We start from the raw sequence: 17,248 nt of genomic DNA on the forward strand, positions 1-17,248 counted from the left end.
CATCATCTGGACTGTGAGACTGGCCACTGATATTAGGGTCAAAGAAGGGTCAATGGGAATTCGGTCTTCCTTTAAAGTTCAACAAGGGCCGCCAGCGCCTTGGTGAACGCCTCGGCCGGCGGAGTGACCAGACCCGCTCCGACCTGCCCCGTCCCCGCCACCCGGCCCGCGATGCCGGTGTTGACCACCGGAAGCCGCCCGGTGCGGGCCACCAGAGCCACGTCGATGCCCGTGGGCGTGCCCCGGAAGCCGAGCCCGGGAATCTGGTAGGCGGGATGCTCGGCCAGCGTGATCTCGTACATCGAGCGGGTCGCCGCGACGGCGTCCGACACGTCCCCGCCGACGAAGCGGACGATCGCCGGAGCGGCGGCCATCGCGAACCCGCCGAGGCCCGAGGTCTCGGTGATCGTGGAGTCGCCGATGTCGGGGTTGGCGTCATCGGGCCCGTAGGCGCCCAGGTAGAGGCCGTCCGGCACCCCCGCGGGGCCGGTGAACCACCGGTCGCCCAGTCCGGACACCTGGATGCCGAAATCGGTGCCGTTGCGCGCCATGGCCACCACCAGCGACGACCCCGGGACGCCGCGCGCCGCGTCCGCGCTGACCTTGCCGGCGGCCATGCCGGCGTTGAGGAAGAAGTGGTCGTTGCCGTTGATGAAGCGCAGCACCGAGGCGGCGTGCGCCGGTGAGGCGTCCACGACCGACGGCGCGAGCTCGCGGGCGAACAGGGAGGTGGCGGCGCGGTTGCGGTTGTGCAGTTCGTCGCCCATCTGCAGCGCCTGGGCGATGAGCGAGCGCAGGTCGACCGGGCCGGTGAGCGCCAGGGCCGCCGCGAGCACCGGGCCGAGGACCTCGCCCATCCAGCGCAGCCGCTCGACCACCTCGGGCCCGTAGGCGCCGTAGCGCAGCACCTTGCCCAGGCCCTCGTTCAGCGAGCAGTAGGCGGTGCCGCCGTGCTCCTCGTCGACGACCTCGAACATCCACATCGACGGGCTCACCACGCCCGCCATCGGGCCCACGGTGCGGTGGTGGTGACAGGGGTCGAGCCGGACGCCGCCCGAGACCAGCAGGCGCTCGGCCTCCTCGGCGTCCGCGGCCAGGCCCTCGAAGACGGCGGCCCCGATGAGCGCGCCGCGCATCGGCCCCGAGGCGCGCTCCCACTCGATGGGCGGCCCGGCGTGCAGGAACGTGCGGGGCGGCAGGTCGAGCACCTCGCGGGCCGGGCGCACCCCGACCAGCCGGGGCCGGGCCGACAGCAGCCGGCCGACGGCGACCTCGTTCGCCCGCTCGCGGCGGGGGTCGGCCAGAACCTTCGCCAGGGCCTGCGACGTGCCCGGCAGCGGGGGCCGCCAGTCGACGCCGAGGCGCGGGACGGCCTGCTGGTCGAGCGACTCGGCCAGCACCGCGGCGCCCACGGTGATCACCCGGGGCTCGCCGTCGAGCATGGACAGCCTCACAGTGCCCTCCTGACCAGGCTCACGGCGTGCCGGGCGGCCGCCGCGTTGGAGGTGAAGACCGACGCCCCGGCCTCGACCAGGGCGCCGGCCTGCCGGTGCAGCCCCTGCGGGTCGGAGCCGGTGCCGACCAGGGCCACGACCACGGCCGCGCCCCGCCCGGCCGCCCGGGCGATCGCGGGGGCCAGCCGGGCCGAGGGGTCGGGGTCGGCGGCGTGGCCGAGGACCACGTCGAGCAGCACGACGCCGGAGGCCCGTTCGAGCGCCTCCAGCCGCACCGTGGGGTCGATCATCGGGTGCGGGCGGCCCAGGGTGTACTCGTCGTCGCCGAAGTCGGTGAACGCCCCGTCGCCCGCGATGATGCCCGCCTCGGCGCACAGGGTGCCGCCGGAGTACAGCCCGCGCAGCCCGGTGCCGCGGGCCCGCTGCGGCGTGGTCCAGCAGGGCCATTCGGGGACCGGCACGCCGAGGGCGCGCAGGGCCTTCTCGGTGGCGGCGGTCAGATCGTCCTGGCCGGGGCCGAGCAGGGCGGTGACGACCGGGGTGGACAGCCCGTCGACGGCCCGGCGCACGACCTCGGCCACCTCGGGGGCAGGGGGCTTGGAGATCAGCACGATGAGCTCGGTGGCAGGGTCGGCCTCCAGGGCGGACAGCGCCGCCAGGGTGGAGGCCCCGGCGACCGCCGAGGACAGGTCTCTGCCGCCGACCCCAAGGACGTGGCTCACGCCCGTGCCCGCGTGGTCGAGCAGGCACGTCACCTGCTGGGCGCCGGTGCCGGACGCGGCCACAACGCCGACCGGCCCGGGACGCAGCACGTTGGCGAAGCCGAGCCCGGCGCCGCCGACGACGGCGGTGCCGCAGTCGGGGCCCATGACCAGCACGCCGCGCTCCCGCGCCCGGCGTTTGAGCAGGACCTCCTGCTCCACGGGCACGTTGTCGCTGAAGATCATGACCGACAGGCCGGCCTCGACGGCGTCCATGGCCTCGGCGAAGGCGTGCTCGCCGGGGACCGACACCAGCACGAGCGAGGCGTCCCACGCGTGGGCCGCGGCGCGTGTGGTGCGTGGCGGGCTCTCACCGGGCGCGTCCGCCGCCCGCCCGCCCCTGGCGAGCGCGGCGAACTGCCGGTCGAGTTCCTCTGCGGCGTCCTCCAGCGCGTCCGCGCTCTCGGCGCGGACGGCCACCAGCAGGTCGGTGGGACCGGCCGCGGGGACCGCGAAGCCGGCGTCCCTGGCCAGTTCGACGTTCAGGCCGGTGGCCATGGCCACCACGGCGACGGTGACGCCCGGGCGCGAGCTCAGCGCCTGGCTGACACGCATCAGGCTCACCGAGTCGTGATAGAGCCCGGCGCGCACCTCGACCCGATCGGTGCTCGTCGTCAACGGTCGCTCACCGCCCCTCGCATGACGTCCGCTCTACTCTCAATGCTCGCTCACCGCATCTCAGGCGTTTTCTCACACGGTTTCTGACAGGCTCTGTGGCACGTGGTCGTCCGGTCGTCCCGACCCCGCGCCGATGACGCCGCCGGCCGACTGAACGACCGCCGACCGGACGATCGACCGCCGACCGACCGGCTGCCGGTTCCGGCGCTCGGGGCCGTGCCCGCCGCCGGCCGGTGCTCGTCTATCGCTGTGGTGAATGGTCCGCGTACGGCGCCGCGCCGCCGAGGCGCAGCACCGCCGCCATGCCGGCCCGAAGCCCCCAGGCCAGATCGGCCCCGGAGGTGTGGCCGAGCCGCAGCAGCCCGCGCACCGCCGGCTCCAGCGACTGGTGGCCCGCCACCGCGCGCAGCACGGCGAGCGCCTCCGCGCACGCCTGGCCCTGCGCGGCGCAGTGCAGCAGGGTCGCGGAGATCGGCGTGGTGCGCGTGCGCGCGTCGAATGCCACCGTCGCCGCCAGCCAGTCGGCCAGCCACACCGCCCGCTCCACGCCCGCGGCCCCGCCAAGGCGCCGCAGCGCGACCAGCATGCCCGCGAGCATGTCGTCGCCGCTGGGCGTCAGGCCGGGGCCGAGTCCCATCAGGCGCTCGGCGGCCGTGATGGCGCTCAGCAGCGAGCCCGAGGCGCAGCCTTCGGCCAGCAGGGCGCCCGCGCCCTCTGGATCGAGGCCGGGCTGCCTGCCCGCGGCCCGGCACACCTCGCCGAACGCGGGCAGCGCCGCCGCCACCCGGTCCAGGCCCACGGGCCCGAGCGCGGGAGCCGGATCCCACCAGCGGCGCACGTGCACGGTGACGCGGCCGATCTCGACGCAGCCGTCGCCCACGGCGGCCTCGTCGCCGCCGGAGACCGCGGGTAAGGGGTCGCCCACCACCACGGCGTTCGGCAGCCGGGTGGCGTCGCCGGCGACGACGGCCACCACCAGCGGCTCGATGTCGGTGCGGATCTCCAGGTAGAGGCCGAGCGGGAAGGCCGCCAGCACCCTGGCCGGCCGCCGCGGCGACTCCAGCGCAGGGCGCAACGCCGTGCTCGCCGCCCCGAACACCGTGGACGGCGCCGGCGGGCGGTGTCGGATCGATGTGCGCGTCCCCACTGTCACTACTCGGCCTCCCCGCGAGTCTGGGGAGAACGTAGAACGGTCCCGAAGCCCGACGTACGGAGAAAGCTGACAACACTTCTGCCTGTAGTTGGCTCTTGTTGACAGGAGAAGTGTTCCGTCAGAATCACTGAAAAGGCGTTTCACCCTGGAGCATGACCATGACTGCTGACCCATCACCCCCGGCGATGCGTTCGGCCTCCACGGGCACCATCATTCACGGCATCTCCGTGGGAGAGGTGCTCGGCGTCTCCACCCTGGCCGGAGCCCGCCTGATCGGCGGCGAGAAGGGCCTGGACCGCATCGTCCAGCGGCTCAACGTCATGGAGGTCCCTGACATCCTTGCCTGGGTCAAACCCCATGAACTGCTGCTCACCACCGGATACCCGCTGCGCAACACCCCCCAGTCGCTCGGCAGGCTCGTGGCCGACCTCGACGAGCGCGGCCTGGCGGCGCTCGGCATCAAGCTCGGCCGGTACGTCGACGAACTGCCCGCCGAGATGGTCGAGCAGGCCGACCGGCTCGGCTTCCCGCTCATCCTGCTGCCCAACGACGTCGGCTTCGACGACATCCTCAACCAGGTCCTCACCGACATCCTCAACCGCCAGGCCGCGCTGCTCGCCCGCACCGAGGAGGCGCACAAGGCCCTGGTGCAGATCGTGCTCGCCGGCGGCGGGCTGAGCGAGGTCGTCGCCGAGGTCGCCGGGCTGCTCGACGTGGCCGTGGCCGTGGTCGATCCCTCCGGGCACATCCTGTCGGCGGCGGGGGACGAGGCCGCGCTGCGCGCCGCGCCCGCGGTGTCCGGCGGCGACCACACCGTCGTCCCCGTCGTCGCGGGCGGCCACCACCACGGGCGCATCGTCGCCCACAGCCCCACCGGGGTCCTGCGCGACGGCGACATCGGCATCCTCGAGCGCGCGGCCACGGTCGCCGCCCTGGTCGTCACCCGGCAGGAGGCCGTCACCGCCGTCGAGAGCAAGTACCGGGCCGACTTCCTGCGCGACGTCCTCACCGGCCGCGGCGGGCCGCGCATCGCCGCCCGCGCCCGGGCGTTCGGATGGGACCTCGAACGGCCCGTCGGCGTGCTCGTCGCCGAGATCGACCCCGAGTGGGACATCCCGCCCGACCGGCTGCTCGCCGCCTGGGTCACCGCGCTGCGCCGCCACGACGCGAACGGGGCCGTGGCCGGTTTCTCCCACGAGGTCGTCGCGGTCGTCGGCTCGGGCGTCGACATGGTGCGCCTGGCGAAGGACGCCGTGGCGTCCTTCGCCGACTGCCGGCCCGCGACCTTCTCCACCGGCATGAGCAGGGTCGCCCAGGGCGCCGACTCGCTGCCCGACGCCTACGGCCAGGCGCTCAAGGCGGCGCGCGTCGGCCGCCAGCTCCACGGGCCGGGCGCGGCCGCCCACTTCGACCAGCTCGGCGTCTACCGGCTGCTCTCACTGGTCAACGACACCGCCGAGCTGCACGCCTTTGTCAAGGAGACCCTCGGCCCGCTCGCCTCCGACGACGACGCCGAGAACGCCGACCTGCGCCGCACGCTGCAGGTGCTCCTGGAGACCAACCTCAACGTCGCCGAGACCGCCCGCCGCCTGCACTTCCACTACAACACCCTCCGCTACCGCATCGGCAAACTCGAACGCATGCTGGGCAACTTCACCGAAGACGCCCATCTTCGCCTCAACCTCACCCTCGCCCTCCACGTCCTCCGCATGCGTGGCATCTGACCGCTTCGCGCCCTGTGCGGAAAGCGAGATGGACCGTCGCACGGCGGCAGACGATGTCCCGTCCAGCGGGAGACCACGAGCCGCCCTGTTCCGGCCCTCACGTGGCCTCTTCCGGCTCTCCTCCTGTCGCCGACCTGAACGCGCGGGCCGTCTCCAGGCACGTGCGGAACGCCAGCGGCCGCTCAAGGCAGGCGTCCAGCAGGCGTTCCAAACCCAGCATGCGATGGCCACGGCCGATCACCTGTGGGTGGAAGGTGAGCACGCACACCCCGCCGGGCTCCTCGCGCAGCATGTAGTCGATGTCGTCGAGGAAGTTCGCGAAGACGTCGTCCGGCCTGCGCAACCCGGGAAGAATCCCGCTGTCGGTCGACCGGAACTCGAAGTAGGGGTAGTCGTCCAGGGACCACGACACCGGCAGTTCGACCAGCGAGGTGGGCGGGCCGAACCGGTAGGGGCCGTCGGTGGCGGCCACGTCCCCGCGCCGCGCGTAGTACGGGGTGTGATCGGCCGCCATGAGGCTGGAGTCGTACTCGCAGCCCACCTCCAGCAGCACGTCGACGGTCGAGGTGGTGAAGTCCCAGCTCGGAGTGCGGTTCCCCACGGCCTCATAGCCGGTCACCTCGCGGATCGCGTCACGGGCCCGGCGCACCGTCGCGAGCTCCGACTCCGGGTCCAGCTTCGAGACCGGTTCGTGGAGGTAGCCGTGCAGACCGATCTCGTGCCCCGCCTCGGCGATCGCGGCGCACTGCTCGGGATAGGTCTCGACGGTGTGCCCCGGTATGAAGAACGTGGCGGTGATCGCGCGTTCGCGCAGCATCTTGAGGATGCGGGGCACTGCGTGCGCCCCGAACTCCCCGCGCGAGACCGGCCCAGGCGACGCCTGCCCACGCGCCAACCATGAGGAGATCGCATCGAAGTCGAACGTGAGACACACCGTGGATTCCGCCCCGTCAGACATGTCGTCACTTTCTCACCCCTCCGCGACCCGGTCACCCAGGCGGGGCGGTCGCCGGTGAACCGGTATGCACCAACAGCAGGCGGACTTCCCGCGTAGGGTGAACTCGCCGGTGATGGACAGGAGCCGCGGTGGCCGACACGACGCTGATTGAGACGAGGGTGGCCGAGGTGCTGGCCGAGTTGGCCGAGCTCGAGGACCCGAAGATACGCGAGGTGAACCAGAGACGCGGTGACGATCACGGAGTGAACCTCGGCAGGCTGCGCGCGCTCGCGAAGCGGCTGAAGGTGCAGCAGGAACTCGCGTGCCGGCTCTGGGAGACCGATGACACCGCGGCGAGACTGCTCGCGATCCTGATCTGCCGCCCGAAGGCGTTCGGGCGTGACGAGTTGGACGTCATGGTGCGCGAGGCGCACGCGCCCAAGGTGCGCGACTGGCTCGTGAACTACGTGGTGAAGAAGAACCCGCACTCCGAGGAACTGCGCCTGGCGTGGTTCGCCGATCCGGACGCGGTGGTCGCGAGTGCCGGCTGGGCGCTGACCGCCGAACGCGTGAGGAGGAAGCCCGAGGACCTCGACCTCGGAGGGCTACTCGACATCATCGAGGCGGAGATGAAGGACGCCCCGTATCGCCTGCAGTGGGAGATGAACCACTGCCTGGCTCAGATCGGGATCGAGCACGCCGAGCACCGCGCCCGTGCGATCGACATCGGTGAGCGCCTGGAGGTGCTCAAGGACTATCCGACCCCTCCGGGCTGCACGTCTCCGTTCGCGCCCATCTGGATCACCGAGATGGTGCGCCGACAGCACGCTTGAGTGACGGTGACGGTGACGGTGACGGTGACGGTGACGGTTCGCGGAGCGCGAAGCTCGCGGCCGGTAGCATCGGCCTGCCCTTCGATCTTCGACGCTGATGGAGGCTTCCGTTCATGTCCCGTGAAGCTCTGCCCGAGCACCTCGTCGCGGCGCTCGCCCTCCCGCATCCGTGTGTGATCAGCACGGTCCGGACGGACGGCGCGCCTGTCTCCGTGGCCACCTGGTACCTGTGGGAGGACGGGAGGGTGCTGGTCAACATGGACGCCCAGCGCAAGCGCCTGGACTACCTGCGTGTTGACCCGCGCGTCTCGCTGACCGTGTTGGATTCCGACAGTTGGTACAACCACATCAGCCTGCAGGGGCGGGTGGTGTCGCTGGAGGATGATCCGAACCTGGAGGACATCGACCGTCTCTCCCGTCATTACACGGGTGAGCCGTATCCGAACCGCGAACGACCGCGGGTCAGCGCCTGGATCGAGATCGACAACTGGCATGCGTGGGGTCCTGCCTTCAAGTCCTGATCGCCTGCCGGACGACGACAGGAACGGCCGGCGGTGACGCCACCGCCGACGGTGACCGGGGTCCGTGCCGTCGATGGACGTGCCCCGGGTCAGCGGCCGGGGCGGGGGCGTGACCAAGGGGTGCGGCCGAGCGGTTTGTACACGCTGAGCAGGGTGATCACGACCAGCACGCAGGTCGCGCCGCCGGAGTTCTCGACGAGGCCGAACGCGTCGGCGGGAGCATGCCCGGCGAGTGCCGTCGCGGCGGCGGCGTCCAGGGTGGGCACGAGGACGAACACGGCCAGCACGGTGCCGGCGGTGTCGAGGACCAGCTTGCCGAGCACCCACCAGTGCCGCAGGACTCCCCACGGGGTGAGCAGCCCCAGGGCGAGGCCGAGGACGAGGGAGAGCGACGCCAGCGGCAGGATGACCGCCGAGCCGATCAGGTGCGCGGCCGGATAGATCGTCATCGGAGCGGCCCCCCGCCACCCGGCGATGGCGAGGGTGAGGGCGGCGGCGTCGGCGCCGAGCAACCCCACCGACGTGATCACATGTATCGCCCGCAGGGCTTTGCGCCACGGCGGGGTCCGCAGCGCCGCCCGCAGGGTGCGGGGCTTACCTCCGGCGACCATGAGGCGCACGTGCGGTGGCCGCTTCTTGTCGTGGGCGACGCGTCCCGGGTCCACGGGGAATCTCCTTCTTCGGTGGTTCAGCGGCCGTTCCAGAAGGCGCAGCCATGGGCTGCGGCAAGGTCCACCGGCCGGATGCCGTCCGGGCCGGAAGCGAGCGAGAGGGCGGTCCCGCCGGAGTGATAGGCGGGCCAATGCGGTAGCCCGGGTCGGTTGGGGTCGCCGGTCGCGGCGAAGCGCGTCCAGTAGGCGATCATGTCGCGGGACAGCTCCTGCTTCGCTGGGCTCATGGGATTCGCGCCGGCCGGTCCGTCCAGGAGGTAGGGCACGTCGCTGCCGTGCGAGGCGCCGAGCGGGAAGCCGAGGATCTCCTGTGCCGAGTCTTCGGCGAACTCGAACTCGTAGACGGGCGTACGGCGGGCCGCCGCGTCGGCCGCCGGAAGCTGCGAGCAGGCGCCGAGCTTGCGACCCCAGTCGCCGAGGACGGTGGCCAGTGCCAGGCTGGGCGTGCGGAAGGCGCTGAGCGGATAGCGATCGAGTACGGCCTTCGCGTCCTCGCCGAAGAGGTCGGCGGTCATCCGCGGGTACTGCTGCGCCGTCACGGGCCGGCCCTGCGCGTCGAACTGCACCGCGACGAAGGGACGCATCTCGTCACGGGTTCCCCCCTGGATGAGAGGGACCTGCACGGCGCGTCCCCGGCGCAGCGCGTCCAGCGGTTGCAGCGGGAGCGCGGGCGTGCCCGCGGTGAAGATCCACGGCATGTCACCGATGCGGGCGGTCGCGGTGAAGATCTCGTCGGAGCCGATGGGCGCCAGATCCGCCATGGGCTTGGCTCGCAGGCAGGCGAGAACGTCGGTCGTACAGCCGAGGTCGGCGGCGAGTCTCTCGGCGCGCGCCTGGGCCCGCGGCAGGGTGACGAAGTCGTTGCCGCACGGGCCGCTCTGCACGATCGCCTTCTGGAACAGACCGCGTGATCCGCGTGCCGCGAGATGGGCGCACACGCTGAAACCGCCGGCCGACTCACCGAAGATCGTGACGTTGGCGGGGTCGCCGCCGAAGGCGCCGATGTTGCGTCTCACCCAGCGCAGCGCGGCCTGCTGGTCGGCCAGCGCGTAGTTGCCCGCATAGGGATCCCGCAGCTCCCGGTGGGCGAGGTGGCCCAGGGCCCCCAGCCGGTAGTTGAGGGTCACCGTGATGACCTTCCCCTGGCCGGTCAGCCGGGTCGCGTCGTATTCACTGCCCGCGCCCTGAACGAACCCGCCGCCGTGGAACCAGACCATTACGGGAAGCGACCTGGAGGGGCGAGCGGCGGGTGTGGTCACGTTGAGGAAGAGGCAGTCCTCGCCGCCGACCAACTTGGGCGGCTCGCCGGGAGCCTCGCCGTTCAGTTGGGGGCAGGGGCTGCCGGGCTTCGTGGCGTCGCGCTCTCCTGTCCACACCGGCGCGGGACCCGGCGGACGCCACCGCCGCGTACCGGTCGGCGGCGCGGCGTACGGGATGCCGGAGAAGGTCCGCACGTCGGAGCCGACGGCCCCGCGCAGGGTGCCCTGGGCGGTGTGCACGGTGGGCCGCCGGATATCTCGCGCCGCTTGCGCCTGCGCCGGGCCGCCCTGCAGGAGGGCGATGACGACGGTACACAGCGGGAACGCCGACCTCATTCGCATGACCCCAGCGTTTCGATCTCCGCCGGGCCTCGCGTCCCCTCGCGGATGTCGCTCCGACTACACCCCCGGTCGTAGTACCCGACCCTCGCCGTACGGCGGCGCCGGATTCGCCGGACCACGTCCACCGACCCGGCGCCACTCAAAACAACCAGACCAGGCAGCAATCCGACACCACACCCGCGCCGTACGACGACGCCGGCTTCGCCGTCCCACCGTCCCGCCGCGTCGGCGCCGTTGGGGAGGCCCGTAGTGAGCCGGGGGAGGGACCGGGCGCCGTTCGCCGTGCCGCTGGGGATCCCGCCCGTCCTTGAACAAGATCTTCCGCGTCGGTGGGGCCGGGGGTCGTCGGGCGCGGATGCGTGGTCGGCGAACCCGGCGCCGTGTACGGCGCCCCGCGCTCCTTCCTGGGAGGGTGGGTGGTCAGGGGATCTTGGAGAGGTCTATTACGTAGTAGGTGTTTCCGAGGCGGTAGGTCATCAGGCGGCCGGTGCGGTCGGGGACGGGGATCTCGCCGCGGGTGGCCACCTCATCGCGGATGCCCGTGTCGGCGAGCTTGCCTCTGGTGACGTCGTAGAGGCCGAGTCCGCCGCCGTTGTCGGCCAGATTGCGGACGTAGAAGCGGCTCTGTACCGGTGGTTCCGGGATGAGGTAGCCGACCGGGATCTCCTTCTGGCGCGAGCCGTCGCGACCCCTGGTGAAGCCCTTGCCGTCGGCGGTGGTGCCCATGCAGGACCGCACACCGCAGGCGTACACCCGCTCGCCCTGGTGGGAGACGGCCGTGCTGCTCTGCCCGGTCTCCAGGTTGACCAGCCGGGTGAACGGCGGCCCGGCCATCGGGTCGCTCCTGTCCGGTGTTCCCGCCCACGGCCAGGACAGCAGGTGCAGTCCGGCACCGCGCGGGACCGCCGTCACCGGCCCCCCGGTCAGCGGAACGGTGAACACCCCGCCGGTCGACAGGGAGAACGCGGCCTCGCCGCCGGTCGCGCCGAAGCCGTCCACGCCGGAGGCGTCGGCGTCCTTGATCTTGTGGACGGCCACCGTCCGCGCCGGGCCGTCGTCCGGCGGTGCGGCCCAGATGCGCACGGCGTGCTTCGTCGCCGTCCACCAGGCCACCTGCCCGCCGTCCAGGCTGAAGTCGGAGGGGTACCGCGTCGTCCCCTTCGGCGTGGGCACGTCCACGATCTTCCGCGGCCGGCCACCCGCCTTGGTGTACACGTACAGAGCCTCGGTCCTGCCGAACTCGCGCCATCCCTCCATCAGCAGCGTCCGGTCGTCGATCAACCCGATCGGCCGCAGCTCCCGGCCGTCCGGCGCCTTGGCGGGTACCTTCCACACGGCCTGTGGCCATACCTTCTCCACCGGTTCGGCGGTGATGGCCGAGGCGGAGGGGGTGGAGGAGGAGTGGGCGGCGGGCGGTGTCGTCCCGTCGTCGCCCGGACGCAGGCCCACGGCGACCCCCACGGTCACCACGACCACGCCCGCCGCCGCGAGCAATGCCTGGGAGCGCTGCCTGCGCCGCCGGTAGCGGATGTCCAACTCTCCCGCCAGCGTGCCCGGCAACTCGGGCGCCTTCTCCGCGGCGCTCTCCAAGGTCCTGCGCAATGTGTCCTCGACGTGGTGGTTCATCGGCGCTCCTCGTACTCCCGCCTGGTGCTTTCAGGAATGCCGGGACCGCCCGTCGGTATGGCCGAGCGCAGCTTGTCGAGCCCTCGCGAGGCCTGGCTGCGTACGGTCCCCCGGGAGATCCCCAGGGTCTTCGCGATCTCGGCGTCGCTCAGCCCTTCGTAGTGCCGGAGCACCAGCACCGCCCGCTGCCTGCGCGGCAGCCCCGCCAACGCCTGCCACATCGCCTGCTCGTCGCCGTCGGGCAGCACGTCGTGGTGGCCCTGCTCCGGCAGGTCCCAGGCGAGCAGTTCGCGCCGCCGCAGTCGCCAGGTGGCCGTGTGCAACCTGGCCATGGTCGTGCGCACGTAACTCTCGGGATTGTCCTTGGCCCTCAACCTCGGCCAGGAGGCGCGCAATCTGAGCAGCGCCTCCTGCACCAGGTCGGCCGCGTCGTGGTGGTTGCCGGCCAGCACGTAGCCATAGCGCAACAGCGCCTCGCCACGCTCGGCGACGAACCCCGCGAACCGCGGATCTGCTTCCACCTGCGTTCGCCCTTCGTCGTGTCCGTCACCTCCCAGATGCGACTCGGCGGCGAACTGTTGCACCGGAGGGCCGGGGCGGCCGTGGCCTTCCGCGGGCGGCTGCCGGAAGGGCCGGCTGCGGTGAGGTGTCAGGACGGGTCTGACGGGTTCCCTTCGATGGTGGTGAGTTCGGAGAGGCCGGAGATGGTGAGGACGGGGGTGATGAGGGGGTTGGCGATCAGGCGGATGTTGGAGGCGTGGGTGAACAGGACGGTCAGGCCGGCGCTGTCGAGGTAGCCCACCTGGCTCAGGTCGACGAGGAGCGGGCCGTCGGCGGCCGAGCGGGTCAGCGCGTCGTCCAGGTCGCCGGCGTTGCTCATGTCGATCTCCCCGGTGACGGCGAGGACCGGGGTGCCGTCGGACCGCTCTGAGGCGACCAGTGTCAGGGGGGTGGCCATCAGGGAATCCTCGCATGCATGTCGACGGTGGTCCCGGCGGCGCCGGGATGGATGGAGACCTCGTTCATCAGGGCGCGCATGAGCGCGACGCCACGGCCGCGATGGGCGTTGGCCTCGGGCTGCGGGGTCTTCCAGCGGCCGGTGTCGGCGATGGTCAGCCGCAGGCCGCTGACGGTGGCGACCGCCCGCAGGCGGATCATGTGGCCGGGGGCGTGGCGGTGCCCGTGCTCGATCGCGTTGGCGCAGGCCTCCCCGGCCGCGACCAGCACGTTCTGGATCATCGAGGGCGCGAGCTGGCAGCGGGTCAGCCAGTCGCGTAGCGCGTTGCGCACGGGGGCGAGCTGGCTGGACTCGGCGGGGAAGGCGACCTCCAGGGGGGCGGGCTGGCGGTACAGCAGCAGGGCGACGTCGTCGGTGTAGCCGCCGTCCGGCGCGAGCAGGGACATGACGTCCTCGGCCAGGTCCTCCAGCGGGGTGGACCGGCCCGCCTGGAGGGCTCCGCCGGCCTGGCCGATGCCGGCGGTCAGCGGACGCCGGCGGCGCTCGACCAGGCCGTCGGTGTACAGCAGCAGGGTCGACCGGGCCGGCATGGTGCACCTGGCCTCGGGCCGCGCGAGCCCCGGCCGCACGGCCAGCGGGACGGAGCGGCCCTCCTCCAGGAGCAGGGTGGTCCCGTCGGCGTGGGCGACGATGCCGGGGGGATGACCGGCGCTGGAGTAGACCAGGTCACCGGTGGCGGTGTCCAGGACGCCGCAGAACACGGTGGTGCACTTGGCGCCGGGGACCAGGGCGGCGAACCGGTCGAGGGCGGTCAGCGCCTGGGCGGGACCGGCGTCCTGCAGCAGCAGGGCGCGGCAGGCGCTGCGCAACTGCCCCATGACGGCCGCGGCCTTCAACCCCCGGCCCACGCAGTCGCCGACCACGATGCCGATGCGCTCCTCGGCCAGCGGCACTATGTCGTACCAGTCGCCGCCGACCTCCAGCGGCCGGCCCGCCGGCTCGTAGCGCACGGCGAAGCCGTCGGGGAGCTGGGACGGGCCGAGGATGGCGCGCTGGAGGGCCACGGCCGCCTCACGCTGCTGGTCGAGCTGCTGGACCCGGTGCAGGCCCTGGCCGAGATGGCCGGCCAGCAGTGCCAGCAACGTCTGGTCCTCGTCGGTGAAGGGCCGGTTCTGGCCGAGATCGACCCAGATGGCCAGCAGCCCTTCGGGGTGCTCGAGGGTGACGCCGGCTCCGCCCGCCTCCGAGGCGACCGGGCGCAGCGGCGGCTGGTCGCGCAGCCCTTCCAGGTCCTCGCGCACCTTCTCCGGCAGGTCGTGCCAGCCGCCCTCCGAGGGCGCGGCGACGACGGGTGGCGGGCTGTCGCCGTTCCAGACGGCGGCCACGACGCGGCGGGCCTGCCAGACCTCCCGCAGCGCGGAAAGGGCCCCGCTCAGGGCGTCGGACACGGTGTCCGCCTGGGACAGGCGCATGCTGAGCGCGGCCAACGCGCTCTCGCGCTGCACCAGGTAGTGCTCTGCGGTGACGTCGTGCAGGGTGCCCACGACGCGGCGCCGGCCGGTGTCGGGGTCGGCGACGTCGTTGAAGGTGGCCGCGATCCAGAGCCGGTGCCCGTCACGGTGGGTGAGGGGGATCACGTAGCTGCCCTTGCCCTCGCCGACCAGCCCGGCGAACGCCTCGGCGACCATGGCGTGGGCCTGCGGGTCGTCCTTCTCGTCCGGCCACCAAGGGTGCATGGGGGTGTAGGGCAGGCCCTCGGGGCCGTAGCCGAGGATGTCGGTGAACGCCGAGTTGATCTCGATCACGGCGCCGTCCTCGTCGGTGACGAAGAACGCCTCCTGCAGGGAGTCGATCATGGCGCTGCGCCACCGGGCGTGGCGGGTGCGCATCCGGGCCAGCTCCACGTTCGCCCGCACCCGGGCCAGCAGCTCGGCGGCCGAGAAAGGTTTGACCAGGTAGTCGTCCGCGCCCGCCTCCAGGCCCTCGATGGAGGCCTCCTGGCCGGCGCGGGCCGACAGCAGCAGCACCGGCACACCGGCGGTGCGCGGGTCGGACCGCAGCGCCGCGACCAGGGCCAGGCCGTCCAGGCGCGGCATCATCACGTCGCTGACCACCAGGTCGTGGGCGTCCGCGCGGACGGCGTCCAGGGCCTCCATCCCGTCGCCGACGGTCTCGACGCGGTAACCGGCGCCCCTGAGGAGGCGGGAGAGGTACTCGCGCATGTCGGCGTTGTCGTCGGCGATCAGCACCCGCGTGCGGGCGCCGTCATCCGGCGCCGAGGGGTGGGCGCCGGCGGAGCCGTCGGCGGCCGTCCCGTCGGCGGCCGCGCCGTCTCCGGGCAGCCAGCGCAGGGCCTCCTCGACGAACGGTCCGGCGGTGACCGAGACCGCCTCTGTCGCCCCGGCCGGGACCAGGCTTCCGGCCGGCAGGTGGGCCGGACCGAAGGGCAGGCGGATGGTGAAGCGGGTGCCCTCGCCCTCGGCGCTGTCGGCGGCGATGGTGCCGCCGTGCAGGCCGACCAGTTCCTGGACCAGGGCCAGCCCGATGCCGCTGCCCTCGTTGGAACGCGACCGGGCGCTCTCGATGCGGTGGAACCGCTCGAACAGCCGCGGCACCTCCTCGGCCGGGACGCCGATGCCCGTGTCGGTGACCGTGACCACCGCGTGGGCGTCCTGCGCGCGCACCGTGACGCCGATCGAGCCGTCGAAGGTGAACTTCAGCGCGTTGCTCAGCAGGTTGAGCACCACCTTCTCCCACATGCCGAGGTCGAGGTAGACCGGCTCGGCCAGCGGCGGGCAGTCCACCTTGAAGACCAGGCCGGCCTTGTCGATCGCGGAGCGGAAGACGCTGGCCAGCTCTGCGGTCACGGCGGCCAGATCCACCGGCTCGTACCGGGCCTGCATGCGGCCGGCCTCGATGCGGGAGAAGTCGAGCAGGGTGTTGACGAGCTTGCCCAGCCGCAGGCCGTTGCGGTGCACGACCTCCAGGTCGTCGCGCACCTGCTGGTCGGCGTCGGCCAGCGTGGTGCGCAGTTCCTGCACCGGCCCCATGATCAGGGTGAGGGGGGTGCGGAACTCGTGGCTGATGTTGGAGAAGAAGACGGTCTTCGCGCGGTCGAGCTCGGCCAGTTCCTCCGCACGCCGCTGCTGGGCCTGGTAGCTGCGGGCGCTGGCGATGCCCGCCGCGACGTGCCCCGCGGCCAGTTCGACGAACCCGCGGTAACCGTCGTCCAGCGGCCGGTACCGGTTGAGCGCGGCCACCAGGAACCCGTACGGCGTGCCGCCCTGCTGGAGCAGCGGCACCACCAGCGCCTGTGTGGGCGGCTCGGGCCAGCCCCCGGACGGCAGGCCGGTGAACGGCGCGCGGTCGAGGGCCATGAGCACCGGCTCGCCCTGGGCCAGCGCCGCCGCCGGCCACACTCCGGCCGGATCATCGAGGGGGAGGGTCGCGGGGGCGGCAGGGTGCCCGGCGGAGATCCCGGTCGTCCCCGCGAGCCGCGCCTGGCCCTCCTCGTCGAACAGGTAGGTCAGCGTGAACGGCAGGTCGTGCGGGTTGCGGCCGAGCTGGCCGCAGGCGAAGGCCAGCATCTGCCGCTCGGTGCGGACCACGCTGGGATCGGAGCCGAGATCGCGCAGCGTCGCCATGCGCCGCTCGCCGATGACGCGGTCGGTGTCCTCGCTGACGACGCACAGCATGCCGACCACCGCGCCGGCGTCGTCCCTGAGGGGACTGTAGGAGAAGGTGTGGTAGGTCTCCTCCGGGTAGCCCGCCCGTTCGAGGAACAGCAGCAGCGCCTCGTCCCAGGTCGCCTTCCCCGTCTCCAGCACGGCGTCGATCCGCGGGCCGATGTCGTCCCAGATCTCCGCCCACACCTCGCCGGCCGGCCGCCCCAGCGCCCACGGATACTTGCGGCCCAAGGTGTCGCGGCGGTAAGCGGCGTTGCAGAAGAACGTCAACCGCGGCCCCCACGCCATCCACATGGGGAAGCGGGACGACAGCAGGATGCTCACCGCCGTCTGCAGGCTCTGCGGCCACTGGTCCGGCGGGCCGAGCGGGGTCTCCCGCCAGTCCACCCTGGCCAGATCGCGGCCTACCTCGTCATCGACGGTGAAAATCTCGGCGCCTGCCGCTCTCACCGGCCCGCGCTCAGCGTCGTCACGGCGCATCATCCGCCACCCTCCCGTCAACCCCGTCAACGCCGAGCCCGGCTACCCCGATTCGAGCACGTCACACGCCGTTCGCCTCGTCGGCGCCGGGAAAAGGCGGGCGCGTCGATCGGCGAGTCTCGAGGGCCGTCCCCCGTCCCCACCGCCGCTCATCCCCGTGCCCGCCTCCGCCCGGGCGGATCGAACGCTCCGCCGCCCGACGTGGCAGGTCATGCAACGGTTCAA

The 17,248-nt window shown here is 72.5% G+C and carries 13 protein-coding genes; 3 read left to right on the top strand and 10 right to left on the bottom strand.

Annotated features, from left to right (window positions below; genetic code table 11):
* Window positions 1-71: 71 nt before the first annotated feature.
* The 3 genes from ACFQSB_RS04345 to ACFQSB_RS04355 all read right to left on the bottom strand — a co-directional run bounded on the left by ACFQSB_RS04345 (window position 72) and on the right by ACFQSB_RS04355 (window position 3,980).
* Window positions 72-1,454: a YlbE family protein gene (locus ACFQSB_RS04345; RefSeq protein ID WP_354838997.1), complete on the bottom strand. Its 1,383-nt coding sequence runs from the start codon at window positions 1,452-1,454 to the stop codon at window positions 72-74.
* Window positions 1,451-2,833, bottom strand: coding sequence for an FdrA family protein (locus ACFQSB_RS04350; RefSeq protein ID WP_380824343.1), 1,383 nt, complete (start codon window positions 2,831-2,833; stop codon window positions 1,451-1,453). Before ACFQSB_RS04350 ends, ACFQSB_RS04345 begins: the two co-directional genes overlap by 4 nt.
* 241 nt (window positions 2,834-3,074) lie before the next feature.
* Window positions 3,075-3,980 (bottom strand): oxamate carbamoyltransferase subunit AllH family protein, encoded by a 906-nt coding sequence (locus ACFQSB_RS04355; protein ID WP_380824344.1) that lies wholly within the window; start codon window positions 3,978-3,980, stop codon window positions 3,075-3,077.
* A gap of 164 nt (window positions 3,981-4,144) precedes the next feature.
* Between ACFQSB_RS04355 and ACFQSB_RS04360 the strand changes: the two genes are divergently transcribed.
* Window positions 4,145-5,710 carry a PucR family transcriptional regulator gene (locus ACFQSB_RS04360; protein ID WP_380824346.1) on the top strand — a complete coding sequence of 522 codons (1,566 nt, stop codon included), beginning with the start codon at window positions 4,145-4,147 and terminating at the stop codon, window positions 5,708-5,710.
* Window positions 5,711-5,807: 97 nt separating this feature from the next.
* On the opposite strand, the gene ACFQSB_RS04365 is transcribed toward ACFQSB_RS04360, so the two are convergent.
* Window positions 5,808-6,668 carry a polysaccharide deacetylase family protein gene (locus tag ACFQSB_RS04365; protein WP_380824347.1) on the bottom strand — a complete coding sequence of 287 codons (861 nt, stop codon included), beginning with the start codon at window positions 6,666-6,668 and terminating at the stop codon, window positions 5,808-5,810.
* Window positions 6,669-6,796: 128 nt separating this feature from the next.
* Here ACFQSB_RS04365 and ACFQSB_RS04370 point away from each other — a divergent pair, with 128 nt between their 5' ends.
* Together ACFQSB_RS04370 and ACFQSB_RS04375 are read left to right on the top strand one after the other, a co-directional pair.
* Window positions 6,797-7,480 (top strand): DNA alkylation repair protein, encoded by a 684-nt coding sequence (locus ACFQSB_RS04370; RefSeq protein WP_380824348.1) that lies wholly within the window; start codon window positions 6,797-6,799, stop codon window positions 7,478-7,480.
* 113 nt (window positions 7,481-7,593) lie between these two features.
* A complete protein-coding gene (locus tag ACFQSB_RS04375; RefSeq protein WP_354839009.1) occupies window positions 7,594-8,001 on the top strand; it encodes a PPOX class F420-dependent oxidoreductase in 408 nt (135 codons plus the stop codon).
* An 89-nt stretch (window positions 8,002-8,090) separates the two neighbouring features.
* Here ACFQSB_RS04375 and ACFQSB_RS04380 read toward each other — a convergent pair whose 3' ends face one another.
* The 6 genes from ACFQSB_RS04380 to ACFQSB_RS04405 form a co-directional block, all read right to left on the bottom strand.
* Window positions 8,091-8,666, bottom strand: coding sequence for a hypothetical protein (locus ACFQSB_RS04380; RefSeq protein ID WP_380824350.1), 576 nt, complete (start codon window positions 8,664-8,666; stop codon window positions 8,091-8,093).
* A 23-nt stretch (window positions 8,667-8,689) separates the two neighbouring features.
* Complete coding sequence (locus tag ACFQSB_RS04385) at window positions 8,690-10,273, bottom strand: carboxylesterase/lipase family protein (RefSeq protein WP_380824352.1); 1,584 nt, start codon at window positions 10,271-10,273, stop codon at window positions 8,690-8,692.
* A gap of 420 nt (window positions 10,274-10,693) precedes the next feature.
* Complete coding sequence (locus ACFQSB_RS04390; protein ID WP_380824353.1) at window positions 10,694-11,899, bottom strand: TolB-like translocation protein; 1,206 nt, start codon at window positions 11,897-11,899, stop codon at window positions 10,694-10,696.
* Window positions 11,896-12,420 (bottom strand): SigE family RNA polymerase sigma factor, encoded by a 525-nt coding sequence (locus ACFQSB_RS04395; RefSeq protein WP_354839021.1) that lies wholly within the window; start codon window positions 12,418-12,420, stop codon window positions 11,896-11,898. Before ACFQSB_RS04395 ends, ACFQSB_RS04390 begins: the two co-directional genes overlap by 4 nt.
* Before the next feature lie 128 nt (window positions 12,421-12,548).
* Complete coding sequence (locus ACFQSB_RS04400; RefSeq protein WP_380824355.1) at window positions 12,549-12,857, bottom strand: STAS domain-containing protein; 309 nt, start codon at window positions 12,855-12,857, stop codon at window positions 12,549-12,551.
* Window positions 12,857-17,023 carry a SpoIIE family protein phosphatase gene (locus ACFQSB_RS04405; protein WP_380824356.1) on the bottom strand — a complete coding sequence of 1,389 codons (4,167 nt, stop codon included), beginning with the start codon at window positions 17,021-17,023 and terminating at the stop codon, window positions 12,857-12,859. Before ACFQSB_RS04405 ends, ACFQSB_RS04400 begins: the two co-directional genes overlap by 1 nt.
* Window positions 17,024-17,248 lie beyond the last annotated feature (225 nt).

The organism is Sphaerisporangium rhizosphaerae (assembly GCF_042665155.1).
Taxonomy (GTDB): domain Bacteria; phylum Actinomycetota; class Actinomycetes; order Streptosporangiales; family Streptosporangiaceae; genus Sphaerisporangium; species Sphaerisporangium rhizosphaerae.